The sequence below is a fragment of the Streptomyces sp. NPDC002057 genome (assembly GCF_040296665.1).
In the GTDB taxonomy this organism is placed as follows: Bacteria; Actinomycetota; Actinomycetes; order Streptomycetales; family Streptomycetaceae; genus Streptomyces.
Map to the genome: position 1 here is coordinate 1 of NZ_JBEOXR010000059.1, position 24090 is coordinate 24090.

The 24090-nt window shown below is 73.7% G+C and carries 24 protein-coding genes; 12 read left to right on the forward strand and 12 right to left on the reverse strand.

Translation table 11 applies throughout. The features are described 5' to 3' along the window. Nucleotides 1–85: 85 nt before the first annotated feature. A complete protein-coding gene (locus tag ABT129_RS32240; RefSeq protein WP_351908699.1) occupies nucleotides 86–1747 on the reverse strand; it encodes an amidohydrolase in 1662 nt (553 codons plus the stop codon). Between the two features lie 60 nt (nucleotides 1748–1807). Then, the gene (locus ABT129_RS32245; protein WP_351908701.1) at nucleotides 1808–3223 is read right to left on the reverse strand and encodes a purine-cytosine permease family protein; all 1416 of its coding nucleotides are present in this window, start codon (nucleotides 3221–3223) and stop codon (nucleotides 1808–1810) included. A 209-nt stretch (nucleotides 3224–3432) separates the two neighbouring features. Between ABT129_RS32245 and ABT129_RS32250 the strand changes: the two genes are divergently transcribed. Continuing rightward, nucleotides 3433–4029, forward strand: coding sequence for a TetR/AcrR family transcriptional regulator (locus ABT129_RS32250; RefSeq protein ID WP_351908788.1), 597 nt, complete (start codon nucleotides 3433–3435; stop codon nucleotides 4027–4029). Nucleotides 4030–4078: 49 nt separating this feature from the next. On the opposite strand, the gene ABT129_RS32255 is transcribed toward ABT129_RS32250, so the two are convergent. Further along, nucleotides 4079–5527, reverse strand: a complete 1449-nt coding sequence (locus ABT129_RS32255; protein WP_351908703.1) for a dihydrolipoyl dehydrogenase family protein — start codon at nucleotides 5525–5527, stop codon at nucleotides 4079–4081. 116 nt (nucleotides 5528–5643) lie between these two features. On the opposite strand from ABT129_RS32255, the gene trxA reads away from it, so the two are divergent. Further along, nucleotides 5644–6018, forward strand: a complete 375-nt coding sequence (gene trxA, locus ABT129_RS32260; RefSeq protein WP_351908705.1) for a thioredoxin — start codon at nucleotides 5644–5646, stop codon at nucleotides 6016–6018. Between the two features lie 117 nt (nucleotides 6019–6135). Here trxA and ABT129_RS32265 read toward each other — a convergent pair whose 3' ends face one another. The 3 genes from ABT129_RS32265 to ABT129_RS32275 form a co-directional block, all read right to left on the reverse strand. Then, a complete protein-coding gene (locus ABT129_RS32265) occupies nucleotides 6136–7323 on the reverse strand; it encodes a thiolase family protein (protein WP_351908707.1) in 1188 nt (395 codons plus the stop codon). Between the two features lie 402 nt (nucleotides 7324–7725). After that, the gene (locus tag ABT129_RS32270; RefSeq protein WP_351908709.1) at nucleotides 7726–7995 is read right to left on the reverse strand and encodes a hypothetical protein; all 270 of its coding nucleotides are present in this window, start codon (nucleotides 7993–7995) and stop codon (nucleotides 7726–7728) included. 18 nt (nucleotides 7996–8013) lie between these two features. Then, complete coding sequence (locus tag ABT129_RS32275) at nucleotides 8014–9048, reverse strand: LacI family DNA-binding transcriptional regulator (protein ID WP_351908711.1); 1035 nt, start codon at nucleotides 9046–9048, stop codon at nucleotides 8014–8016. Between the two features lie 158 nt (nucleotides 9049–9206). On the opposite strand from ABT129_RS32275, the gene ABT129_RS32280 reads away from it, so the two are divergent. The 4 genes from ABT129_RS32280 to ABT129_RS32295 all read left to right on the forward strand — a co-directional run bounded on the left by ABT129_RS32280 (nucleotide 9207) and on the right by ABT129_RS32295 (nucleotide 13061). Further along, on the forward strand, nucleotides 9207–10568 hold the full coding sequence (locus ABT129_RS32280) for an MFS transporter (RefSeq protein ID WP_351908713.1): 1362 nt from the start codon (nucleotides 9207–9209) through the stop codon (nucleotides 10566–10568). A 41-nt stretch (nucleotides 10569–10609) separates the two neighbouring features. Next, nucleotides 10610–11317, forward strand: a complete 708-nt coding sequence (locus ABT129_RS32285) for an alpha/beta fold hydrolase (protein WP_351908715.1) — start codon at nucleotides 10610–10612, stop codon at nucleotides 11315–11317. A 41-nt stretch (nucleotides 11318–11358) separates the two neighbouring features. Beyond that, a complete protein-coding gene (locus tag ABT129_RS32290; RefSeq protein WP_502981975.1) occupies nucleotides 11359–11562 on the forward strand; it encodes an NfeD C-terminal domain-containing protein in 204 nt (67 codons plus the stop codon). Nucleotides 11563–11645: 83 nt separating this feature from the next. Continuing rightward, a complete protein-coding gene (locus ABT129_RS32295) occupies nucleotides 11646–13061 on the forward strand; it encodes a flotillin family protein (protein WP_351908718.1) in 1416 nt (471 codons plus the stop codon). Nucleotides 13062–13154: 93 nt separating this feature from the next. Here the strand turns inward: ABT129_RS32295 and ABT129_RS32300 are convergent, their stop codons facing one another. Beyond that, nucleotides 13155–13325: a hypothetical protein gene (locus ABT129_RS32300; RefSeq protein ID WP_351908720.1), complete on the reverse strand. Its 171-nt coding sequence runs from the start codon at nucleotides 13323–13325 to the stop codon at nucleotides 13155–13157. A 77-nt stretch (nucleotides 13326–13402) separates the two neighbouring features. Continuing rightward, nucleotides 13403–14236 carry a TIGR02452 family protein gene (locus ABT129_RS32305; protein WP_351908722.1) on the reverse strand — a complete coding sequence of 278 codons (834 nt, stop codon included), beginning with the start codon at nucleotides 14234–14236 and terminating at the stop codon, nucleotides 13403–13405. A 239-nt stretch (nucleotides 14237–14475) separates the two neighbouring features. On the opposite strand from ABT129_RS32305, the gene egtA reads away from it, so the two are divergent. Genes egtA through egtD form a run of 4 tightly spaced genes read left to right on the forward strand, consistent with a single transcriptional unit; the run spans nucleotide 14476 to nucleotide 18777 of the window. Then, on the forward strand, nucleotides 14476–15735 hold the full coding sequence (egtA, locus tag ABT129_RS32310) for an ergothioneine biosynthesis glutamate--cysteine ligase EgtA (RefSeq protein WP_351908724.1): 1260 nt from the start codon (nucleotides 14476–14478) through the stop codon (nucleotides 15733–15735). Next, nucleotides 15732–17063 carry an ergothioneine biosynthesis protein EgtB gene (gene egtB / locus ABT129_RS32315; RefSeq protein ID WP_351908726.1) on the forward strand — a complete coding sequence of 444 codons (1332 nt, stop codon included), beginning with the start codon at nucleotides 15732–15734 and terminating at the stop codon, nucleotides 17061–17063. The genes egtA and egtB overlap by 4 nt, the downstream gene beginning before the upstream one ends. Further along, entirely contained in the window at nucleotides 17063–17815 is a 753-nt protein-coding gene (gene egtC, locus ABT129_RS32320; RefSeq protein ID WP_351908728.1) for an ergothioneine biosynthesis protein EgtC, read from the forward strand. Before egtB ends, egtC begins: the two co-directional genes overlap by 1 nt. Beyond that, a complete protein-coding gene (gene egtD, locus ABT129_RS32325; protein WP_351908730.1) occupies nucleotides 17812–18777 on the forward strand; it encodes an L-histidine N(alpha)-methyltransferase in 966 nt (321 codons plus the stop codon). Before egtC ends, egtD begins: the two co-directional genes overlap by 4 nt. Here egtD and ABT129_RS32330 read toward each other — a convergent pair. The 3 genes from ABT129_RS32330 to ABT129_RS32340 all read right to left on the reverse strand — a co-directional run bounded on the left by ABT129_RS32330 (nucleotide 18672) and on the right by ABT129_RS32340 (nucleotide 21815). Further along, nucleotides 18672–19586 (reverse strand): lysophospholipid acyltransferase family protein, encoded by a 915-nt coding sequence (locus ABT129_RS32330; protein ID WP_351908732.1) that lies wholly within the window; start codon nucleotides 19584–19586, stop codon nucleotides 18672–18674. The two genes, egtD and ABT129_RS32330, sit on opposite strands and share 106 nt — an antisense overlap. Next, nucleotides 19583–20431 (reverse strand): GNAT family N-acetyltransferase, encoded by an 849-nt coding sequence (locus ABT129_RS32335; protein WP_351908734.1) that lies wholly within the window; start codon nucleotides 20429–20431, stop codon nucleotides 19583–19585. The genes ABT129_RS32330 and ABT129_RS32335 overlap by 4 nt, the downstream gene beginning before the upstream one ends. Before the next feature lie 136 nt (nucleotides 20432–20567). Continuing rightward, entirely contained in the window at nucleotides 20568–21815 is a 1248-nt protein-coding gene (locus tag ABT129_RS32340) for an extracellular solute-binding protein (RefSeq protein ID WP_351908736.1), read from the reverse strand. A gap of 314 nt (nucleotides 21816–22129) precedes the next feature. On the opposite strand from ABT129_RS32340, the gene ABT129_RS32345 reads away from it, so the two are divergent. Continuing rightward, nucleotides 22130–22345, forward strand: a complete 216-nt coding sequence (locus tag ABT129_RS32345) for a dodecin (RefSeq protein ID WP_351908738.1) — start codon at nucleotides 22130–22132, stop codon at nucleotides 22343–22345. Nucleotides 22346–22517: 172 nt separating this feature from the next. Here the strand turns inward: ABT129_RS32345 and ABT129_RS32350 are convergent, their stop codons facing one another. Further along, a complete protein-coding gene (locus ABT129_RS32350) occupies nucleotides 22518–23009 on the reverse strand; it encodes a phosphatase domain-containing protein (protein WP_351908740.1) in 492 nt (163 codons plus the stop codon). Between the two features lie 212 nt (nucleotides 23010–23221). On the opposite strand from ABT129_RS32350, the gene ABT129_RS32355 reads away from it, so the two are divergent. Further along, complete coding sequence (locus tag ABT129_RS32355; RefSeq protein WP_351908742.1) at nucleotides 23222–24064, forward strand: PP2C family protein-serine/threonine phosphatase; 843 nt, start codon at nucleotides 23222–23224, stop codon at nucleotides 24062–24064. Nucleotides 24065–24090: the final 26 nt, after the last annotated feature.

Genomic DNA, 24090 nt, shown 5'->3' on the forward strand with positions numbered 1-24090 from the left:
CGCCCTGCGCGAGGTCCTCGACCGGCTCTGACCGCCCCGCCCCCGGCGCCCCACCGCGGTGGGCCGCCGGGGGCTTCGCCCGGGTTCAGCGCTCGACCACCACCTCGCCGCCCACCACGACCGTCTCGGCCACCGTGCCCGGGATCTCCTCGGGGGCGACGCGCAGGATGTCGCGGGAGAGGACGACGAAGTCGGCCAGCTTGCCCACCGTCAGCGAGCCCCGCTCGTGCTCCAGGAAGTTGGCGTACGCCGAGCCCATCGTGTAGCCCTCGACCGCGGTGGCGACGTCGATCGTCTCCCCCGCCGTCCACGCCTCGCCGCCGCCGGGCGGGCGGCGGGTGACGGCGGCGTGGATGCCCACCATGGGGTCCATCTCGGCGACGTTCCAGTCGCTGGAGAGGGCGAGGACCGCCCCGGCGGCGTGCAGGCTGCGCAGCGGCCAGGCCTTGTGCCAGCGGTCGGGGCCGACGTTCTCGGCCCAGTCCTGGCCGGGTCCCGCGATGTCCGGGGCGGCGTGCCGGGGCTGCATGCAGGCGACGACGCCGAGGGCGGCGAAGCGCGGGGTGTCGGCCGGGTCGAGGCACTCGACGTGGACGACCTGGTGGCGGGCGTCGCGCGGCCCGTTCACGGAGCGGGCCCGCTCGACGGCGTCGAGAACGGTCCGGATGCCCCGGTCGCCGGTGGCGTGGACGAAGCACTGGAAGCCGCGCGCGTCGAGGTGGGTGAGCAGGTCGGCGAACTCCTCGGGCGGGTAGAAGGTGTCGCCGCGGTGGTGGGAGCAGCCCGCGTACGGTTCCAGGAGGGCGGCGGTACGGGGTTCCACGACGTCGTCGATGTACAGCTTGAGCGGGCCGACCCGCAGCCGGTCGTCGGAGAACTCCTCCGCGGCGGCCCGGAACTCGTCCAGGTCGGCGTCGGTGGTGCCGCGCGGGTGGAAGAGCGCGGCGACGATCCGGGAGCGGAGCCGCCCCTCGCCCCGGGCGCGCTGGAAGAGGGCGAGGTCGTCGAGGGAGTTCTGGGGTTCGACGACGGTCGTGATGCCGAAGCCGATGGCGTCGTCGAGGCTCTTGGCGAGCCTGCCGTACTGCCGGTCGGGCGAGGCCCAGGGGAGGCCGAGTTCGCGCAGGGCGCGGTGGCCCTCGCGGGAGAGCCCCTTGATGGCGAAGTCCTTGACGAACCCGGTGGGCTCACCGGTCGTGGGGTCGGTGACGGCCCGTCCGAAGGGGAGGTCGGTGTGGTCGCGGTCGACGCCGAGCCGGCGGAGGGCGGCGGTGTTGAGCCAGGCGGTGTGGACGTCGTAGCTGAGGACGAGGGCGGGGGTGTCGCCGGTGGCCGGGTCGAGGTCGGCGGCGGTGGGCATCCGTCCGCCGGGGACGGCGGAGTAGTCGAAGGCCTCGGCCTCGATCCACTCGGCGTCCGGGTGGGCGGTGTGCCAGGCGCGGACGCGGTCGTGGATCTCGTCGAGGGTGCGGGCCCCGGCGAGCTGGACGCAGGCGTCGTCGGAGCCGAGGCGGACGTGGTTGTGGGCGTCGACGAAGCCGGGGAGGACGAGCCGGCCGGCGGCGTCGAGCACCCGGGTGCCGGGCCCGGTCCAGGCCGCCGCGTCGGCGTCGGAGCCGATCCAGACGATCCGGCCCGCGCGGACGGCGAGGGCCTGGGCCTCGGGCAGCGCGGGGTCGACGGTGTGGATCCGGGCGCCGGTGAGGAGGAGGTCGGCGGGGGCGGGGGAAGGGGTGGTGCCGTTCATGCGGGGTGACTCCATGACGTACGTACTGCGAGGGGTGTGCGAGGAGGGTTCGGGTGGGTCTCAGGCGCGCACCGGCGCCACGGTGCGGCGTGCGAGGAGCACGTACACCAGGGCCGAGACCGCCGCGCCGAGCAGGGTGAGGTCCGCGCCGCCGAGGAGGGCGACGAGCGGGCCGGTCCACAGCTCCGAGTCGCAGGTGAGCGCGGAGAAGAGGAGGCCCGCGAGGAGCGCGGTCACACCGGCCGGGTGCCAGCCGGAGCGGTACCAGTAGGCGCCGCCGGCGGGCGTGTGCAGTCCGGCGGAGTCGTACGTGCAGCGGCGGAGCACCATGTCGGCGAGGAAGACCCCGCCCCAGGGGGCGAAGACGATGATCAGGAGGGAGAGGAAGGAGAGGAGCGAGGTGGTGAAGTCGGTGAGGAAGAGGGCGCCGAGGGAGCCGAGGGCTGTGACGGCGGCGCTGATGACGATGGCGCGGGCCCGGCTCCAGGGGATGCCGAGGACCTGGAGGTTCAGGCTCGACGAGTAGAGCGTGATGATCGAGTTGGTGACGGACCCGCCGAGGACCAGGGCGAGGAAGAGGGGCTGGAACCAGCCGGGGAGCAGGCTCTCGGTGCCGGCGACGGCGTCGGTCATGTCGACCTGGGTCGCGGCGGCCACTCCCGCGACGCCCAGGGCGACGGAGGAGACGAAGCCACCGAGGGCTCCGCTCCAGGTCACGGCCTTGAGGGTGGTCGTACGCGGCAGATAGCGGGTGTAGTCGGCGGGCATCGGGAGGTACGAGAAGGGGCCCGCGAGCATCACGACGAAGGCGAGGCTCCACCCCGAGGCGCCGGGCGCGGCGGAGGGGGCGGAGGTGTCGGCGCCGGGCAGCACGAGGACGAGCAGGACGCCGAAGCCGGCGGCGAGGACGTACGCCATCCAGCGTTCGGCGAACTGGACGGTGGCGTGGCCCCAGAGGGCGACGGCGAAGGTCAGCGCGAGGGTGACGCCGAGGGCCAGGGCCCGGGCGGCCGATCCGCCGCTCCAGCCGAGGTCGGCGAAGAAGGTTTCGAGGGCGAGGGTGCCCACCACGGTGTTCACGATGGTGTAGCCGATGCTGACGATCCAGTTCAGCAGGCCGGCGGGCCAGTTGCCGCGCGGGCCGAAGGCGGCGCGGGAGATGACGAGGGTGGCGGTGCCGGTGCGCACACCGCTGAGTCCGGCCGCGCCGATGGCGAGGAAGGAGAGCCCGCTGATCACGACGACGGCGATGGCCTGCCAGAAGGAGAGCCCGAAGGCGACGGCGAGGGAGCCGTTGATGACGTAGGTGAAGGTGAGGTTCGACCCGAACCAGAGCCAGAAGACGTCTTTCGCGCCGCCGTGCCGTTCGGCGTCGGGGATGGGGTCGATCCCGTGCTCCTCGACCTGGAACACCTCGTCCCGGCCCGTGGTCCCTGTGGGTCCCGTGGTCACGGGCGCCGTCTCGTGTCCGAGCACACCGCACTCCTGTCTTGAACGCCGTTCTAACTCTTTGAATGCCATTCAAGATGTGCGATGGGTTCAGGCCACGTCAAGACCTACGGAGGTTGCGATTAAGGTCGACCTGGCGATCGGTTCGCGGAAACGGCAGGACGGGGAGTGTGACGGTGGCAGCGGCGACGGCGGGGGCGGCACGACGACGGGACGGGCACGTCACCCAGGAGCGGATGCTCGAAGAGGCCATGGCGGCGATCGCCGAGGACGGCCTCGCCTCCCTCACCATGTCGGCGCTCGCCGAGCGGCTCGGCACGAGCGGCGGCCACATCCTGTACTACTTCGGCAGCAAGGACCTGCTGCTGCTCGCCGCCCTCCGCTGGAGCGAGGCGGCGCTCACAGAGGAGCGCCGCGCGCTCCTGTCACGGCGGGTCACGGCCGAGCGCAAGCTCGACGGGTTCGTCCGGCTCTATCTGCCGCGCGGCCCGCGGGATCCGCGCTGGACCCTGTGGATCGAGCTGTGGGCCCGCACTCCCGGCAACAGCGCCCTCGGCGAGGCGCAGGAGGAGCTGGACCGGGGCTGGCAGGACGACCTGGAGACGCTGCTCGCGGCGGGGGTCGCGCGGCGGCGCTTCGCCCCCCTCGACGCCGCCGCCCGCGCCTCCGAACTCCTCGCCCTGCTCGACGGGTTGAGCACCCGGGTCGTCCTGGGCCAGCACTCCGGCCGTGACACCCGGCCGGCCCTGGAGGTGGCACGCTCGGCGACCCGGGCACTCATCACGCCGTACGGCCCCGGGACCGACGACACCCCGGCCGTAACCGCCGACTGACGGGAGGCGGGCCCGCCGACTGACGGGGGCCCGGCCCGCCGGGCGCGGGTCAGCCCCGGTACGCCTCCAGCAGGCGGAGCCACGCCTCGCTCAGCGTCGGGTACGACGGGACGGCGTGCCACAGGCGGGCGATCGGGACCTCGCCGACGACGGCGACCGTCGCCGAGTGGACCAACTCGCCGATGCCCGGGCCGACGAAGGTGGCGCCGAGGACGACCTCGCGGTCGAGGTCGACGACCATCCGGGCGTGCCCCCGGTAGCCCTGGGCGTAGAGTCCGGCCCCGGCGACCTGGCGCATGTCGAGGTCCACGGCCCGGGCCCGGTACCCGGCCCGCTCCGCCTCGGCGAGCGACAGACCGACGGCGGCCGCCTCGGGGTCGCTGAACACCACCTGCGGTACGGCCGCGTGGTCGGCGGTGGCCGCGTGCGCGCCCCAACTCCCCTCGTCCAGCGGCTCGGCGGCCCGGGCCCGGGCGGCGATCGCGGCGCCGGCGATCCGGGCCTGGTACTTGCCCTGGTGGGTCAGGAGCGCGCGGTGGTTGACGTCCCCGACGGCGTAGAGCCAGTCGCTTCCGGTCACCCGCAGGCTGTCGTCGACGTCGAGCCACGAGCCCGGCTTCAGACCGACCTTCTCCAGGCCGATGTCCTCGGTGCGCGGGGCCCGGCCGGTCGCGAAGAGCACCTGGTCGCCCTCGACGTGGTCGCCGCCCTCCAGGACCACGGTGACCGGCCCCGTACCCCCGTCGCGCACCACCGCGCTGACGGAGACGCCGGTACGGATCTCCGCGCCGCGCGCGGTGAGGCCCTCGGCCACGTGCTCACCGACGAAGGGTTCCATCCGGGGCAGCAGGCCCCCGCCCCGTACGAGCATCGTGACCTTCGAGCCGAGGGCGTGCCAGGCGGTCGCCATCTCCACGCCCACCACTCCCCCGCCGACCACGACCAGCCGCCCGGGCACCCGGTCGGAGCTGGTCGCCTCACGGCTGGTCCAGGGCCGCGCCCCGGCCAGGCCGGGCAGGTCGGGGAGGACGGCGCGGCTGCCGGTGCAGACGGCCACCGCGTGCCGGGCGGTGAGGACATGGCGCTCGCCCTCGGGGCCCGTGACCTCGACCCGGCGCTCCCCGAGGAGGCGGCCGTGGCCCCGGAAGACCCGTACGCCGATCGAGTCCAGCCAGTCCACCTGGCCGTCGTCCTGCCAGTCACCGACGACCTCGTCCCGGTGGGCGAAGACCTCCAGGGCGTCGAGCGGTCCGTAGACCGACTCGCGCAGGCCCGCGACCTTCCGGGCGTCGGAGCGGGCGAGCACGGGGCGCAGGAGCGCCTTGCTGGGCATGCAGGCCCAGTACGAGCACTCGCCGCCGATCAGCTCGCTCTCGACGATCGCGGCGCTGAGGCCGGCGGCCCGCACCCGGTCGACGACGTTCTCGCCCACCGGACCCGCGCCCAGGACCACCACGTCGTACTCGTGCTCGCGCCCGTCTTCCACCGTTCGTGTCATGGGTCCCAGTCTGGCGGCAGCGGCGCGGAATAGCGCGGCTCGATACGCCGTTGTGCCGGGCGAGTCCCCAGGGGACCGTGAGGACACCGCCAGGAGACCCCGAAAGGCAGGAAAGCATGAGCACCGTAGAGCTCACCAAGGACAACTTCGACGAGGTCGTCAGCGGCAACGAGTTCGTCCTGATCGACTTCTGGGCTTCCTGGTGCGGTCCCTGCCGTCAGTTCGGCCCGGTCTACGAGGCCGCCTCGGAGCGTCACCAGGACCTGGTCTTCGCCAAGGTGGACACCGAGGCGCAGCAGGAGCTGGCGGCGGCGTTCGAGATCCGCTCGATCCCGACGCTGATGATCGTCCGCGACAACGTGGCCGTGTTCGCGCAGCCCGGCGCGCTGCCGGAGACCGCCCTGGAGGACGTCATCGGCCAGGCGCGCAAGCTCGACATGGACGAGGTCCGCAAGTCCATCGAGGACTCCAAGGAGTCCCCGGGGCAGTGACCGTCCGCGAGGGGGGTACGGGAGTCTCTCCCGTACCCCCCTCGCGTCATGTCCGGGACGGACTCGGCGGCGGTGTGGTGAGCCGGCGACGTGGCGGTCCGGCGGCGGACGGTCGGCTCAGCGTTCCAGGACCAGCGCGATGCCCTGGCCGACGCCGATGCAGAGGGCGGCGAGGCCCGTGCCCGAGCCCGCGGCCGCCAGCTGGTGCGCCACCGACCCGGCGAGCCGGGCGCCCGAGGCTCCGAGCGGGTGGCCGATGGCGACCGCTCCGCCGCGCGGGTTCACGATCTCGGGGTCGAGTTCCGGCCATTCCGCGAGGCAGCCGAGCGACTGCGCGGCGAAGGCCTCGTTGAGCTCGAACGTCCGCAGGTCGACGAAGGAGCGTCCGGCCTTCTCCAGCGCGCGCCGGACCGCCTCGACCGGGCCGAGGCCGAAGAGCTGGGGCTCGATGCCGGTCACGGCGGAGGCGCGGATCCGGGCGAGCGGCTCCCGGCCGGTCTCGCGCAGCCCTTCCTCGTCGACGAGGAGCAGGGCCGCGGCACCGTCGTTGAGCGGCGAGGAGTTGCCGGCCGTCACGGTGCCGCCCTCGGTGCGGAAGGAGGGCTTCAGCTTGGCGAGGGCCTCCATGGAGGTGGAGTCGCGGATGCACTCGTCGCGGCCGAGCTCCACGCCCGGGTAGGGCACGACCTCGTCGTCGTACAGCCCCTTCGCCCAGGCCTCCGCGGCCTTGCGGTGACTGGCGAGGGCGAAGGCGTCCTGCTGCTCCCGGGTGAGAGCGTGCTTGTCGGCGATCAGCTCCGCGCCCTCGCCGAGCGCGACCGTCCACTCGGCGGGCATGCGCGGGTTGGTCATGCGCCAGCCGAGGGTCGTCGAGTGGAGCTGCTGGTGACCGGCCGGGAAGGCCCGCTCGGGCTTCTGCAGGACCCAGGGGGCGCGGGACATCGACTCGACGCCGCCGGCGATGGCCACGGAGGCGTCGCCGAGGGCGACGGCGCGGGCCGCCTGGATCACCGCTTCGAGGCCGGAGCCGCAGAGGCGGTTGACGGTGACGCCGGGGACCGAGACGGGCAGCCCGGCGAGCAGGACGGCCATCCGCGCCACGTCGCGGTTGTCCTCGCCCGCGCCGTTGGCGTCGCCGAAGTAGACGTCGTCGACGCGCGCCGGGTCGAGCGCGGGCGAGCGGTCCACGAGGGCCCGGACGACGTGCGCCGCGAGGTCGTCGGGGCGGACCGGGGCGAGGGCGCCCCCGAACTTCCCGATCGGGGTGCGGACGGCGTCGACGATGTAGACGTCGCGGATGCTCATCGGTTCTCTCCCACGTGACCTTCGGAACGACTCTGTCCGCCCGGTGAAAAGGCTTTCGCCCGAGCGCGCGGCCCCGGGGGCCGGGCTCGGGTGCGCGCGCAGAGTCTCCGTCCCGGTGCCCGCCGTGTCAACGGGCCCCTTCGGGCCACGGGACGGGGAGGGGCGCGGAGCGGGACGGAGGGGCGGGTGCGGGGAGGGGCGGAGGGGCGGGCGCGGAGCGGGGCAAAGGGGCGGGCACGGGGAGGGAAGGGGAGGGCGGCGGGGCGGCCCCGGGTCAGGCCGACCCCCGCTCGGGCCGGCCCCGGGTCAGGCCGACCCCCGCTCGGGCCGGCCACGGGTCAGGCCGACCCCCGCTCAGGCCGACCCCCGCTCAGGCCGGCCCCGGGTCAGGCCGGCCCCGGGTCAGGCGCGGGCCGCCGGCCGGACCAGGGCCGTCAGGCCGTAGTCGAGCTCGCGCCCGTCGACGAGCAGTGCCTCGACCGTCCGCGTCTCCGGGTCGATGTCGGCCCGGAGACCGTGCCCCTCGTAGATCGGGTAGCCCGACTCGCCCTGCCGCCCGGTGGCCTCGACGACCGCCGAACGGACAGCGCTGTCCGTCACGGAGGCGTCGCCCCGGTCCAGGACGTGCGAGGGGACCAGCAGGATCTCGAAACGCTTCGGAACTGTGCTCATGCACCCGACGCTAAGCGTTCAGCTGGACTCCCGCCGGACGACCCGCGAGGCGAGCAGCTCACGGCTGCGGGGCGGGGTCTCCGGTTCCCGCACGGCCCGGTCGACCAGCTCCGCCAGCTCGCGGCCGAGGACCATGTCGATCTGTACGGTGCTGAGCCGGGGCCGCAGGAGCCGGCCGAGGAGCAGGTCGTCGGCGCCGACGACGGCGGTCTCCGCCGGCACGGCGACACCCGCGTCCTGGAGCGCCCGCATCAGGAGCATCGCGTACTCGTCGTTGTAGGCGAAGACCCCGTCGAGGCCCAGCTCGCGCCAGCGGGCCGCGAGCGCGTGCGCCGACTCCTCCTCGTACCGCAGGGGCAGGGAGACGACGGTGGCGTCCGTGCCCTCGACCGCGCGCCGGGCGCCGTCGAGCCGGGGGCCGGAGAACATCGCGAGGCCCGGCTCCTCGGGGATGACGACGCCGATCCGGCGCCGGCCGCTCTCCACGAGGTGGGCGGTGGCCACCTCGCCCACCCGGCCCTGGTCCATGACGAGCGCGTGGGCTCCCTCCACCTCCTGGGTGCCGAGGGTGATCACGGCCCGCGCCCCGGACCGCTTGAGGATCTCCACGCCCTGGCCGGTGAGCCGGACCTCGCCGAGCGAGACCACGGCCACGGGCCGGAGCTCGGCCCAGGCGCGGGCGGCCTCCTCGGCCTCCAGGCCGACGCTGCCGTACTGGACCACCGTGTAGTCGAGGCGCCGCAGGGCCCACTGGAAGTCGTTGAAGAACTGGCTGTACAGCGGGCCGACGGGGACGTGGGAGGTGGGCAGCAGCACCATCCGGCTGTGCCCGGCGCGCAGGCTGCGGGCGGCGGCGTGGGGCACGTACCCGAGCTCCTCGGCCGCTTCGCGCACCCGGCGGCGGGTGGGCTCGCTGATGCGGACGGCCGAGGTGTTGTTCAGGACGTACGAGACGGTGGCACGGGAGACGCCCGCGAGGCGGGCGACGTCGGCGCTGGTCGGGACCGTGCGCCCGGTGGGGCGTCCGGGGGTCTGTTCGGTTGGCTGGCTCATCGCTTCGGCATCTTTCCAGAACAATCCGGCACGGGGTCTGGCGGATGGCCGGAATCGAGTGCTACACAATGCTCACACGTGTCACTGACACGTGTAAACACCTCCCGCTCGTTCCGCTTCTCGCCCCCTCGTCGGGCGATCTTCCCCAGGAGGGCACCGTGGCCCTTTCCTCCCCCGAGACCGGCTCCGATTCGGGATCCGGCACCGGATCCGACCCCGGCACCCCGTCCGGATCCGGCACCGCCTCCCCCTCCGGACCCGGCACCCCGTCCGTATCCCCCTCCGGACCCGGCACCGCCTCCCGCACGCCCGGCTCCCCCGCCGCCGCCCGGCCGACGCGCGGCCTGCTTCCCCTGCTCCTCGCCGGGAACACCGCGATGTACGCCTTGTACATCGGCGTCCCCGGCATGCTCCTCGCCCTCCAGATCGAGGAGATCGACCCCGCCGGCAAGGTGGCGAACTTCGGCCTCGTCTCCGGCATATCCGCGATCTTCGCGACCGTCTTCAACCCCGTCGCGGGCGCCCTCTCGGACCGCTCGGGCCGCCGCAACCCGTGGATCCTCGCCGGCGGCCTGCTCGCCGTCCCCGTGATGCTGCTCCTCGGCAGCGTCCACACGATCCTGCTCGTCACCATCGCCTGGTGCCTGGGGCAGGCCGTCATGAACGTCTACCAGGCGGCCCTGACCTCCGTGGTGCCCGACCGGGTGCCGCTGGCCGCCCGCGGCAAGGCCTCGGCGGCCGTCGGGCTCGGGCTGCCCGTCGGCTCGACGATCGGCGCCCTCGTCGGCGCCGCCTTCTCCGAGGACTACCGCACCGGCTACCTCGTCTTCGGCGCGATCCTCGCGGCCACCGCCGTGCTGTTCACCACCTGCGCCCGCGAGCAGCGCATGCCGGCCCGGGCCCCGCTGCCGGTGCGGGAGCAGATCGCGGCGTTCGGCAGCGCCCTGAAGGACCACGACTTCCGCTGGGCCTTCATCGGCCGCGCCCTGCTGGTCCTCGGCTATTTCGCGGTGGCCGGATTCCAGCTGTACATCCTCAAGGACCACACGGACCTGCCCGCCGGGCTGAGCCCCGAGGAGGCGGTGGCGATCCTCATGCCGCTCACCTCGGTCGCCATGGTGGTCTCCACCGTGCTCGGCGGCTGGCTCTCGGACCGGTTCGACCGGCGCAAGCTCTTCGTCGGCGCCTCGGCGGCGCTCGCCGCCGCGGCCCTGCTCATCCCGGCCGTCTCGACGAGCTGGACGGCGATGCTGGCCTTCGCCGTCGTCAACGGACTCGGCTTCGGCTGCTACATGGCCGTCGACACCGCCCTGGTGACCATGGTGCTGCCGAAGGCCGAGGACGCCGCCCGTGACATGGGCGTCCTCAACGTCGCCAACGCGGGCCCGCAGATCGTCGCCCCCTTCGTGGCCTCGCTCGTCGTCTCCCTGAGTGGCGGGTACACGGCGCTGTTCCTGATCGCGGCCGTACTGTCGGTACTCGGCGCGCTCGCCGTGCGCCCCATCCGCAGCGTGCGCTGACCCCGTCGGCGCCCGCAGACCCCCGTCAGAGAGGCGGCACCGTGCGCCTGCACACCACCACCTGGGGATCCGGTGACCGGATCGCCCTCCTCGTCCACGGCATCATGGCCGACCACCGCACGTGGCGGCGGGTCGGACCGGCGCTGGCGGAGCGCGGCTACCGGGTGCTCGCGGTGGACCTGCGGGGGCACGGGGTGAGCGGGCGGGCCGCCGGGCCGGAGGAGTACCGGCCGGAGGACTACGCCGACGATCTCGTCGAAACCCTCCCGGTCGGAGCCGAGTTGGCCGTCGGGCACTCGCTCGGCGGGCTCGTCCTGGCCCACGCCCTGGAGCGGCTGAAGCCGGTCCGCGCGGTCTACTCCGACCCGGCGTGGCACCTGGGCGCGGGCCCCGCCGGCTACCGGGCCGAGCTCTTCGTCCGGGGCAAGTCGCTGACCAGGAAGCAGATCAGGAGCTTCAACCCGGACTGGACGGACGAGGACCTCGACACCGAGATGGAGTCGGTACGCCTCTGGGACGAGCGATCGGCCTACGGCCTGGAGGAGTTCGTGGGGGCCGACCTGTGGCCGGCCCGCGCGACCGTCCCCTCCCTGGTCACCCGCGCCGACCCGAGCACGCTGGTCCCGCCCGACGCCGCCCGGATGCTGGAGGAGCGCGGATTCACCGTCCGTACGGTGGCCAGGTCGGGGCACACGATCCACCGGGACGACTTCGACGGGTTCATCTCCGCTCTGGACGGCTGGATCTGACGTACCGTTCAGACATGGACGACGCGTCGATGGACTCCTCGATGGTGGGACTGCTCGGCCGGGTGACGGGCACCGTCGGGCCCGGTCTCGTCGGTGAGGTGATCGTCCGGATCCGGGGCGGTGCCGAGCACTTCCTCGCCCATCCGGCCTCGCCGAAGGAACGGATCGATGTCGGAACGGTCGTGATGGTCATGGAACATCTCCCTCCACGCACCGTCTATGTCACAGCCGCGTACGACAGTTGACGGAACCGTTGAGTGGCGCCCGTCACAGGCGCACACTCCCCTCACCGGATCCACGTCGGCTCCGGTGAAGGGGGATCTGGCCCATGGGCATCGGCATCCTGGCGGGCGTCGTCGTCGGCGCCTTCATCGTTCTCATCGCGGTGTTCAAAATGATGTGGCGCGTCGCGGAACCCAACGAGGCGCTCATCATCTCCGGTTCCAACCACAAGAACGAGGCTCTCGGCGCGGGCATGGGGTTCCGCATCGTCACCGGCCGCGGCACGCTCGTGCTGCCCGGCGTCCAGGCGGTCCGCAAGCTCTCGCTCGACCTCAACGAGACCCAGCTGTCCGTCGAGTGCGTCACCCACCAGGGCATTCCGCTCAAGGTCCGCGGTGTGGTGATCTTCAAGGTCGGTGACGACTTCGTGTCGATCGCCAACGCCGCGCGCCGCTTCCTCGACCAGCAGAAGCTGATGTCGGAGCGGGTGCACATCGTCTTCGCCGGTCATCTCCGCGCCATCGTCGGCGGGTTGACCGTGGAGGACATGATCCGTGACCGGGAGAAGCTGACCGGGCAGGCCCGTTCGGCCTGTGGCACGGAGATGGAGAAGCTCGGCCTGATCGTCGACTCCCTGCAGATCCACGAGATCGAGGACCCGACCGGGTACATCAAGAACCTGGCCGCCCCGCACGCGGCCGCCGTCACGCGGGACGCGCGCATCGCGCAGGCCGAGGCCAACCGGCGGGCGACCGAGGCCGAACAGCAGGCCGCGGCGCGCATGTCGGAGGCGACCCGCGACAGCGAGATCCTTCAGGCGGGCTACCAGGCCGAGCGGGACCAGGCCTCCGCGCGGGCCCGGCAGGCCGGTCCGCTGGCCGAGGCCGCCTCGCGCCAGGAGGTCGTGGTCCAGGAGACCCGGGTCGCCGAGCTGGAGGGACACCGCAAGGAGCAGCAGCTCCAGGCGGAGGTCCGCAAGCCGGCCGACGCGATGGCGTACGAGACCCGGACGCTGGCCGCGGCCGAACGCGACGCCCGGATCTCGGCGGCCGAGGCCGAGGCGAAGGAGACGGAGCTGGCGAGCGCGGCCCTGGCCACCGCGACCCGGCTCACGGGTGAGGCGGAGGCGGCGGCGCAGCACGCGAAGGGGCTCGCGGTCGCCGAGGCGACCCGGGCGAAGGGCCTGGCGGAGGCCGAGGCGATCAAGGCCCGCGCGGCGGCGCTGGCGGAGAACCAGGAGGCCGTGGTCGCCCAGCAGCTGGCCGAGAAGTGGCCCGAGATCGTCTCGGCGGGCGCGTCGGCGTTCGGGAACGTGGACCAGATGGTGCTCCTGAACGGCGCCGACGGTATGGCGGACGTCTTCGCCAAGGCGCTGACCATGGGCGGGACCGGGCTCGGTCTGGCCCGGCAGCTGCTCTCCACGATGAACCCGGGCGCTCAGGAGCGGCTCGGCACCGGGGTGCCGCCGGCGCCCCGGGTGGCGGAGGCGAGCGTCGAGATCACGGTCGGCGACAAGGAGTAGCGGACCCGGCGGTGAGGGTGAGGGAGGGGCCCGGCGCCGTGACGGCGCCGGGCCCCTTCCGCGTATCCCTGTCGACCCCGTCCCCCGCTCGGCTCAGTTGTGGCCGAACTTCCGTTCCTTGCGGTGCGAGGAGTGCTCCACGAGCGGCATCGAGGGCTCCGGCCGGGGAACCGCCGTGCTCTGTTCCTTCGTTGCCGCCTCGGTGCGGTGCTCATGGCCGCCGGTACGGGCTCCCCGGTTCGTCCGGGTCTGTTTCTTGCCCACGATGGTGCCTCCCGTGCGGAGTTTCGGACGATGGTCCGTATCTCCTCAGCCTGTCACGGGGGTGCGGGGGCCGCATGTCAGGCGGCGGGCGCCCCGACGACCCGGGCGAAGGCGGCCAGGGTGGGTGTGCCCTTGGCGCGGTCCAGGACGGAGAAGACGACCTCCTCGAAGTGGCCGGCGAAGCGTCCGTCCCCGGTGAGCAGCGCCGTGAAAGCGGCTGCGACCTGCTCCGGGTCGTTCTGGAAGACGCCGCAGCCCCAGGCGCCGAGCACGAGCCGGCGGTAGCCCGACGCGGCGGCCGTCTCCAGGACCCGTTCGGCACGGGCGGCGAGGGCGGCGGGCAGGTCGCCGACGCGGTCGGGGGTGCGGCGGCGCACGACGCCCGCGTTGGGGGCGGGCGAGGTGAGGAAGCCGACGGTGAAGGGTTCGGCGAGGAGGGCGCCGCGGTCGTCGCGGAAGACGGGTACGCGGGGCGAGTGGATGACCCGGTCGGTGTAGAAGGCGTCCCGTTCCTCGCGGTGGTGGGCGTAGTAGGCGGGGGCGCGGAGCAGGGTGGTGTGGAGGGCGGAGGACCGGCAGAGGGCCTCCTCCTGGGCCTGGGCGCCGTTGAGGTAGCCGCCGCCGGGGTTGCGCGCGGAGGCGAAGTTCAGGACGGCGACCGGACGGTCCGCGTCGGCGCGGGTCATCCTGCGGGCGGCTTCCAGGCTGCTCTCGCCGGTGACGTCGAGGGTGGGCGTCCGGTCGGTGTCGGGGGTGACCGTGACGGGTTCGGGGCCGTGGAGTCGGGTTCCGGCCAGGGCGGCGGTCAGGTCCTCGGTGAGCGAGACGGTCCGGCCGTCCGGCGCCCGGTAGCGGCCCGCGGCCACGATCTCCTCGGTCTGCCGCGCGATCGCGCGCAGTCGTGCACTCATGGGCTCAGGATGATCGTCCCGTCTCGGCCGGGACAACGGGTTTTCCCGGCCATGACGCCGGGTCCCGGGGTTCCGTGCCGGCTTTCGCGGGCAGCCGGTGAAGCAGGCCGTTTCGGTCGAGCGGGTGCACGGGGGGCGCGTCCGGCGGGCCGGGGGCGCTCTTGCACGCCGCTCGGCAGTGGCTTTAGGTGGAGACAGCGACTCTCCGGGAGCAGTCCCGATGACCAGGAGGTGCACGGATGTCGTCGAGCGGCATACCGCGTGGCGGCCCCCCTCTCACCGTGAGGGAGGCGGAGGACCTGCTGCGATGTATCTGCTTCAAGACCGGCCCGCCCCGTACCGTCGGGGTAGAGCTGGAGTGGCTCGTCCACGAGCTGCGTGACCCCCGCGTCCCCGTGCGGACGCCGAGGCTCGCGGCAGCCCTGGACACCGTGCGGTCCCTGCCGCTGGTGTCGTCCCTCACCTTCGAACCCGGTGGGCAGCTGGAGCTCAGCTCGCGCCCGGCCGGATCGCTCATGGAGTGCCTCGACTCGCTCGCCACCGATCTTCGGGCGGTGCGATCGGCGCTCGGCCGGCTCGGTCTGACCCTCAGCGGATACGGGGTGGACCCCTGGCACGCGCCGCGCGGCCGGGTGCTCCACGAGCCGCGGTACGACGCGATGGAGGCTGCGCTCGACCGGACGGGCCCGGCCGGGCGGGCGATGATGCGCGAGTCGGCCTCGGTGCAGATCTGTCTCGACGCCGGCCTCGAGGAGCCCGGTCCGCTGGGCTACCACCGGCGCTGGCAGCTCGCCCATCTCGTGGGCGCGGTGCTCGTGGCGGCCTTCGCCAACTCCCCGCTGCACGGCGGCCGGCGCACGGGCTGGCGCTCGACGCGGCAGTCCCTGTGGGCGGATCTCGATCCGCTGCGGGCCCTCGCGCCCCCGCGGGACGGAGAGCCTCGCGCGCGGTGGGCGGCGCACGTCCTGGACACCCCGGTGATGTGCGTACGGATGGAGGAGGGGCCGTGGCCGGTGCCGGAGGGGCTGACCTTCCGCGACTGGCTGCGCACGGGCCTCCCCCGGCCCGCCGACGCCGACGACCTGCGGTACCACATGACGACGCTCTTCCCGCCGGTGCGTCCGCGCGGTCATCTGGAGCTGCGGATGGTCGACGCGCAGCCCGGTCCGGACGGCTGGATGGTTCCGGTGGCGGTGACGACGGCGGTGTTCGACGACCCGGAGGCGGCCGAGACCGTGTACCGGGCGGTCAAGCCGCTCGCCGAGCGCGACGGGCCGGGTCCCGCGCCGCGCAATCCGCTCTGGGTCGCGGCGGCCCGGGACGGCCTCGCCGACCCCGAGCTGCACGCCGCGGCGCGCGCCGTCTTCTCGGCCGCCCTGGAGGCGCTGCCCCGGATCGGGGCGAGCGACGAGGTGCGGCGGGCGGTCGCCGCGTACCAGGAGCGGTACGTGCTCCCCGGGAGCTGCCCGGCCGACGACTTCGAGGCGGTGACGTCATGACGACGACGGAGACGGGACCCCGGAACGATCCGGAGGCCCTGCGCCTGCGGGCCCTGGAGGCGCTGACCGTCGCGCGGGACCGTACGGCGCTGCTGACCTCCTGCGTCGAGGACGGTGAACTCACCGCCCAGCACTCCCCCTTGATGTCACCGCTGGTCTGGGACCTGGCGCACATCGGAAACCAGGAGGAGCAGTGGCTGTGGCGGGCCGTCGCGGGGCAGGAGGCGCTGCGGCCCGAGATCGACTCGCTGTACGACGCCTTCGAGCACTCGCGGGCCAGCCGTCCGTCGCTGCCGCTGCTCGCGCCGGGCGAGGCCCGCGCCTACGCGGCGGACGTACGGCTCCGGGTCCTGGACGTGCTGGAGGGTGCCCGGTTCGAGGGGCGGCCGCTCCTCGACGCCGGCTTCGCGTTCGGCATGATCGCGCAGCACGAACAGCAGCACGACGAGACGATGCTGATCACCCATCAGCTGCGGAGGGGGCCGGTCGCGCTGACCGCTCCCCCGCCGCCGGCTCCGCGGACCGGTCCGCTGCCCGCCGACGTCCTCGTCCCCGGAGGCCCGTTCACGATGGGCACCTCGGACGAGCCGTGGGCCCTCGACAACGAGCGCCCGGCGCACCCCCGGACCGTGCCCGCCTTCCGCATCGACACCACTCCGGTCACCAACGGCGCCTATCTGGCCTTCATGGCCGAGGGCGGCTACACGGACCGGCGCTGGTGGCGGCCCGAGGGCTGGGCGCAGATCAGGGAGCACGGCATCGCGGCGCCGCTGTTCTGGCGCCGGGACGGCGCCCAGTGGCTGCGCCGCCGGTTCGGGGTGACGGAGCCGGTCCCCGAGGACGAGCCGGTCGTGCACGTGAGCTGGTACGAGGCGGACGCCTACGCCCGCTGGGCGGGCCGGCGGCTGCCGACCGAGGCGGAGTGGGAGAAGGCCGCCCGGTACGACCCGGTGTCCGGGCGCTCGCGGCGCTATCCGTGGGGCGACGCCGACCCGGGGCCCGCGCACGCCAACCTGGGCCAGCGGCACCTGCGTCCGGCGGCGGCGGGCAGCTATCCGGAGGGCGCCTCGCCGCTCGGCGTACGGCAGCTGATCGGTGACGTGTGGGAGTGGACGGCGAGCGACTTCCTGCCGTATCCGGGCTTCACGGCCTTCCCGTACAAGGAGTACTCGGAGGTGTTCTTCGGTCCGGAGCACAAGGTGCTGCGGGGCGGGTCGTTCGCGGTGGACGCGGTCGCCTGCCGGGGCACCTTCCGCAACTGGGACCTGCCGGTGCGGCGCCAGATCTTCTCCGGCTTCCGCACGGCGCGCACCGCGGAGCTGGACTGATGTGCCGTCACGTCGCCTTCCTCGGCGAGCCGGTGGCGCTCGGGGAGCTGCTGGTGAGGCCGGAGCACGGCCTGCTGCGGCAGTCCTGGGAGCCACGGACGCAGAGCAGCGGTGTGGTGAACGCCGACGGCTTCGGGGTGGGCTGGTACGCGGAGGGCGATCCGGTCCCCGCGCGCTACCGGCGGGCGGCCCCCATCTGGGGCGACCTGTCCTTCGCGGACCTCGCCCGGGTGGTGCGCTCCGGGGCGCTGCTCGCGGCGGTCCGGGGCGCCACGCTGCCGGGCGCCGACGGGGAGGCGGCGGCCGCGCCGTTCGCCGCCGGGTCCTGGCTGTTCAGCCACAACGGCGCGGTCGAGGGCTGGCCCGGCTCCCTGGAGCCGCTCGCCGCGACGCTGTCGGCCGGGGAACTCCTCCGCGTCGAGGCCCGCACCGATTCGGCGCTGCTCTGGGCGCTCGTCCTGCACCGGCTGCGGTCCGGCGACGCGCCGGGCCCCGCCCTGGCCGACACGGTGCGGGAGGCCGCCGGGGCGGCCCCCGGCTCCCGGCTGAACCTGCTGCTCACCGACGGCTCGCTGATCGCGGCGACCGCCTGGGACAACAGCCTCTGGTACCTGACGGGTCCCGACCGGGTGGTCGTGGCCTCCGAACCGTACGACGACGATCCGCGCTGGCGGGAGGTCCCCGAGCGCACGCTCGTGACCGCCACCCGCGCCGACGTCACCCTCACCCCGCTCAAGGAGCCCTCCGCGTGAGCCCGTTCCAGCTGACCCGCACCCTCGCCGCGGACGCCGCCGGCGCCGATCTGCGCGCCGACGTCCTCCACGGACTCAACCGCTCCCCCAAGGAGCTGCCGCCGAAGTGGTTCTACGACGCCCGGGGCAGCGACCTCTTCGAGGAGATCACCCGGCTGCCCGAGTACTACCCGACGCGGGCCGAGCGGGAGATCCTGGTGGAGCGGGCTCCGGAGATCGCCGCCGCCACCGGGGCCAGGACCCTGGTGGAGCTGGGTTCCGGTTCCTCGGAGAAGACCCGGTTCCTGATCGACGCCCTGCTCCCGGGTCTTGACAGCTATGTGCCGGTGGACGTCAGCGAGTCCGCGCTGACCGGGGCGGCCGAGTCGCTGCTCGCCGAGCGGCCGGAGCTGCGGGTGCACGCGCTGGTCGCCGACTTCACCCGGGGGCTCGCGCTGCCGGGGACGCCGGGCCCTCGTCTGGTGGCCTTCCTCGGCGGCACGATCGGCAATCTGCTCCCGGTCGAGCGGAGCACCTTCCTGCGCTCGGTGCGGGCGATGCTCACGCCGGGCGACGCCCTGCTGCTCGGCACGGACCTGGTGAAGGACGAGGCGACGCTCACGGCCGCCTACGACGACGCGGCCGGGGTGACGGCCGCCTTCAACAAGAACGTGCTGTCGGTGATCGACCGGGAGCTGGGCGCCGACTTCGATCCGGACGCCTTCGACCACGTGGCGGTCTGGGACCGCGAGCGGGAGTGGATCGAGATGCGGCTGCGGGCCCGCCGCGCGCTCACCGTGAAGATCCCCGAGCTGGATCTCGTGGTGCCCTTCGCGGCGGGCGAGGAGATGCGGACGGAGGTGTCCGCGAAGTTCCGTCAGGCGGGCGTACGGGCCGAGCTGGCGGAGGCCGGCCTCGACCTGGACCGCTGGTGGACCGACAGCGGGGGAAGGTTCGCGCTGTCGCTCGCGACGGCCCGCTGAGCGGCTGCCGCGAGGACGCGCCGGTCCGGGTGCCGGGCCGCGGGCAGGGGTTCGCGGAGGCGTACGACGGCGGTGGGCCGGCGGGTGGTGACGACCCGCCACAGGGAGGAGCCGAGCGGGTCGTCCCCGACGTACGCGGCGGCTCCGGTGGGCCGGTAGTCGATCCGTACCGGCTGCACGGCGCAGCCGGCGTCGAGGGCGGCCTGGAACGCGGCCGGCCGGAACCGTCCCCCGGCCCGTCCGCACCAGGTCGAGCCCTCGGGGAAGACGATCACCCGGCCGCCGCCGGCGAGCACCCCGGTCATCGAGCGGACGGTGCCGGGCAGGGCCCTGAGCCCGTCCCGGTCGATGAAGAGGGTGCCGCCGAGCGCGGCGACGGTGCCGAGGACGGGCCAGCGGCGCACCTCCGACTTGGCGACCATCCGGCCGGGCAGCACGGTCGCTATCAGCGGTATGTCGAGCCAGGAGACGTGGTTGGCGACGACGAGGAGCGGGCCGCCTCCCGGCTCGCCCTCGTACCGGACGTGGACGCCGAAGGCGCGGACCACCGCGCGCAGCCAGTGCCGGACGAGGGCGATCCGGACGGCGGCCGGGAGCAGGCCCGTGGCGGGGGCGAGGAGGACGCCGAGGACGACGGTGGCGAGGCCCGCGGTCAGCCGGGCCACGGCGCGGACGGATCCGGCCGCGTCGGCCGCCCCGGGAGGACGGTGACCGGGCACGGGGTGGGCGGCTTCGGGGTGGGCGGCGCAGCGGCCCGGGGTGCAGGGCGCCGTGGGGAGCCACGGCGACGGGGCCGTGGTCCCGTTCACCGCGCCGGGGCGAGCGAGAGGAAGTGCTTGAGGTAGCGCGGGTTGGTCCGGCGCAGGGAGAGCAGGACGTAGAGGTCGGCGACGCCGAAGTCGGGGTCGTGCGCGGGGGCGCCGCAGACCCAGGCACCGAGCCGGAGGTAGCCGCGGAGCAGCGGCGGGAGTTCGGTGCGGCCCTCGGGGCGGGCGACGCCCTCGGAGTTCCACAGCCGGTGCGGGGTGACCCAGTACTCCTCGGGTGCGAGGTGCTTGGTCTTGACGGTGTCCCAGGTGGCGGCGGCGAGGGTGCCTCCGTCGGCGAGCGGCAGGGAGCAGCAGCCGGCGAGCCAGTTGTGGCCGGTGCTCGTCATGTAGCGGGCGAGTCCGGCCCAGATGAGGGCGATGACGGCGCCGTTGCGGTGGGCGGGGTGGACGCAGGAGCGGCCGACCTCCACCAGGTCGTGGCGGACGGGGGCGAGCCGGGTGAGGTCGAACTCGCTCTCGGAGTAGAGGCGCCCCGCGACGGCGGCCCGGTCGGGCGGCAGGAGGCGGTAGGTGCCGACGATCTCGCCGGTGGTCTCCTCCCGTACGAGGAGGTGGTCGCAGTACGCGTCGAAGGCGTCGGAGTCGAGGCCGGGCTCGGGTCCGTCGAGCCGGGCGCCGAGCTCGCCGGCGAAGACCTGGTGGCGCAGCCGCTGGGCGGCGCGGACGTCCTCCATGTCGCGGGCGAGACCGACGACGTACCGGGGCGTGGGCTCCTCGGCCGGGGGCCGGGGGGCGGCGAGGGGCTGGGGGACGGCGAGGGCCTGGGGCTGGGCGGGGACCTGCGGCGGGGCGGGGACGGCGAGCGTGGGGGTCGGTGCGGCCATGTCGGGCTCCTCCGGCGTACGGAAAAGAAAGGGGCGGGGCCGGGCCGTGAGCGGTGGCCCTGCTCCTTACTTCTTCCGTGACCGGCTGGATTCGACATGACCGTCCGGGGACTCGCGGGTGTGGAGGCGCTGAATGCTATTCGGCGAGGGTGTCCGTGATGGCGGTCGAGGCCTCCTTGGCGGCCTTCAGGGGGTCCTCGCCCTGGAGGACGGCCGTCATGTAGGGCTTGATGGGGTTGTCGGCCTCGACGTCGGCCCACTGCGGGGAGTTGGGGGTGGCCCGGCCGCGCGCGGCGCCCTTGGCCATGACGGCGGTGGCCTCCTGGCCGGCGACCACGGAGGCGAGGCCCTTCTTGTTGGGCACGTAGCCCATGGTGCGGGCGAGTTCGGTCTGCCACTTCTCGCCGGCGAGCGCCTTGACGACGTCGAGGGCGGCCCCGCGCTGGGGGGCGTTCTCCGGGATGATGAGGTCGGAGCCGCCGGTGAAGACGGCGCAGGGCTGGCCGGCCTTGGCGCCGGGTATGGGGAAGTAGCCGAGCTTGTCCTTGAGGCCCGGGTTGGCCTTGAGGATCGCGGCGACGGCGCCGGGCACGGCGATCAGCTGGGCCACGTCGCCTTTGGCGAAGACGTCGGCCTGCGGCGGGTTCTGCTCGTCGGCGTCCTTCGGTCCCGAGCCGAGGGACTGGAGCTCCTTGTAGTAGGCCATGCCGCGCCGGGCCGCCGGGCTCTCCAGCGCGCCGGTCCACGCGCCGCCCTTGTCGGTGGCGAGTTCCCCGCCCTCGTCCCAGATGAAGCCGGCGAGGGTGTACCAGTCCTGTCCGGCGAGGTAGATGCCCTGGGAGCCGTTGCTGTTGAGCTTCTCGGTGTCGGCGAGCCACTCGGCGCGGGTGGCCGGGGGCTTGTCGATGCCGGCGTCGGCGAAGAGGTCCTTGTTGTAGATGACGATGCGGTTGGCCGCGTACCAGGGGATGCCGTACTGGGATCCGCCGATGCTGCCGGGCTCGGCGAGACCGGGCAGCCAGTCCTCGCTGCCGAGGTCGCGGACCGACTCCAGGGTGAGGTCGTAGAGCTTCTCGGTGTCGGCGTACTGGGCGACCTGGGTGTTGCCGACCTCGATGACGTCGGGTCCGCCGGAGCCCTGGATCGCCTCGGTGACCTTCTTCCCGATGCCGGTCCACTCCTGGATGGTGACCTGGAGGTCGACGCCGTCGTGCTCCTCCTCGTAGGCCTCGGTGAAGCGGTTGAGGAAGTCCTCGCTGACGCTGTCCCGCATGAGCCAGATGCTGACGGTCTTGCTGCCGCCTCCGCCGGGCAGCATCCCGCAGCCGGCGAGGGCGAGCGCGGTGACTGCTGCCAGAGGACAGGCGAGATGGCGGTTCTTCACGTGGGTCACCTTCTGCGGTTCAGCACAGGGTCGTGCGCATGGGGGGCTGACCCGACATGGGGGGACCGAACGGGGTGTTCGCGCGGGTATGTGGCCTGGATTCTGGTCTGGACCAACGGGATGGTCAAGTCCTTGACCATCCCGGTCCGCGCCCCGGACGCACCATCTATTCCGTTACCTTCGGTAACTACCCGTCAGTCGCTTTTGGTCGGCGCCGGGACGGTGGGTTCGTCGGCCGCCCGGCCGCCGCCGTGTCGCGCGCCGCCGAGCCCTGGGGCACGGTGGAGGAACCCAACGAGAGGAGCCCGGCCCCCATGTCGAACCACACCTACCGCGTCACCGAGATCGTCGGCACGTCCACCGAGGGCGTCGACGAGGCCATCGGCAACGGCATCAAGCGCGCCGCGCAGACCCTGAGGGGCCTCGACTGGTTCGAGGTGACCCAGGTCCGCGGCCACATCGTCGACGGCGCGATCGAGCACTACCAGGTCGGCCTGAAGGTCGGATTCCGCCTGGAGGACGAGGCCTGAGTCACGGGCAGGGGGCGACCTCCGAGGACACGGCCGAGGACGAGGCCCGAGGACACACGGCAGGGCCGGCGTCGCCGCTTCGGCCGTACGCGGTCGGGTTCACCGGCCGCACCGCACGCGGCCGCGTGTGGCCGGATTCCCCGGCCTCGCGAGGCCGCCGTCGTACGCGGACTCAGGTCCGGCCCTCCTTCTCCTGGGCGTCCCTCAGCTCCTCCGACGGGGTCGCCCACAGGGCCCGTACGACCCTGAACCCGGCCGCCTCCGCCGCGTCGCACACCAACAGGTCGTCGTCGACGAGCATCCTGACCGCCCGGTCGGCGGCGAGCCGGCGCAGGATCTCCACCTTGGTCACCCGGGCCGGCCGGAAGTCCCGGTTGCGACGCATGTGGACCGGCCCCTCCGGCAGCCCCTGCCCGGCCAGCCAGGCCAGGGTGTCCCGACGGCAGCGCTCCGGACGCCCGGTGAGGTAGACGACGTCGCACTCCTCGGCCGCCTCCCGGCACAGCGCGATCCCCTCGGCGAGCGGCGGATCGTCGGGCGCCGCGGCGAAGAAGGCGTCCCAGTCCTTGGGGCGCCGCTCCAGGAAGTGCTGGCGGTGTGCGGTCGCGGCGAGGGTGTTGTCGAGGTCGAAGACGGCCAGCGGCCTGTCGTTGTCGGCTGTCACGGCCCCAGCCTAGGAGTCGCCTCGGACATCGCCCGCGCGTCCCCTCCGCGGCGCGCTCGCGCGGATGCCGCGTGCGTGCCGATGAGATGCGGACGCCGTCCCCTCCGGGCAGAGTAGGGAGGACCTGTTCGTACCGAGGTGGTCCCGTGTGGTCCCGCGTGCTGGAGACGGGACGGAGTGATGCGAGGATTGTCGTGGCGTCGGAGTGATCGATGTTTCGCAGACGGCCGGCCGACAACAGCGAGGACCTTCTGGTCCGGCTCGGATCGCTGACCGCCAGGGCGCGGGAGTTGGCCGAGACGCAGCGCTCCCGTGTCGAGTTCGCCGTGGCCCTGCAGCGCGGCATGCTGCCCTCGGACCTGCCCAGCTTTCCGGGCGCCCGGCTGGCCGTCCGCTATGAGCCCGCCAACCACGGGCTCAACGTCGGCGGTGACTGGTACGACGCCTTCTCCCTGCCCGGCGGGCGGATCGGCATGTCCATCGGTGACGTGCAGGGACACAACATCGAGGCCGCCGCCTTCATGGGACAGGTCCGCGTGGCGCTGCGCGCGCTGGCCTCCGTCACCGGAGACCCGGGCGAGCTGCTCGGCCGCACCAACGACCTGCTCGTCTCTCTGGGCGCCGACCTCTTCGCCACCTGCACCTTCCTGCGGCTCGACCCTGCCGCCGGCACCCTGGAGTGCGCCCGGGCCGGCCACATCCCCTACATCTGGGCCACCACCGACGGTAGCTCCGGGATCGACGACAGCGAGGGCGGGCCCCCGCTCGGTGTGCTGCACGGCGTCGACTACCCGACCACGCGCCACCGGCTCACCGCCGACGGTGTCTTCGTCCTCCTGACCGACGGGGTGGTGGAGGGGCCCTCGCTCCACGTCGACGAGGGTCTGGACCGGGTGACCCGGCTCGCCGGGATCACCGCCGTCGCCGGGCTGGACGTCGACGCGCTCGCCACCGCCGTCATGAAGCTGGCGGCCACGGTGGGGCACGAGGACGACGCGGCCGTCCTTGTCGTCGGCCATGACGGCGGGCCGGCCCGGCCGGCGGCCCAGGAGTGAGGAGAGGGGGCTCGCCTCGGGCTGGT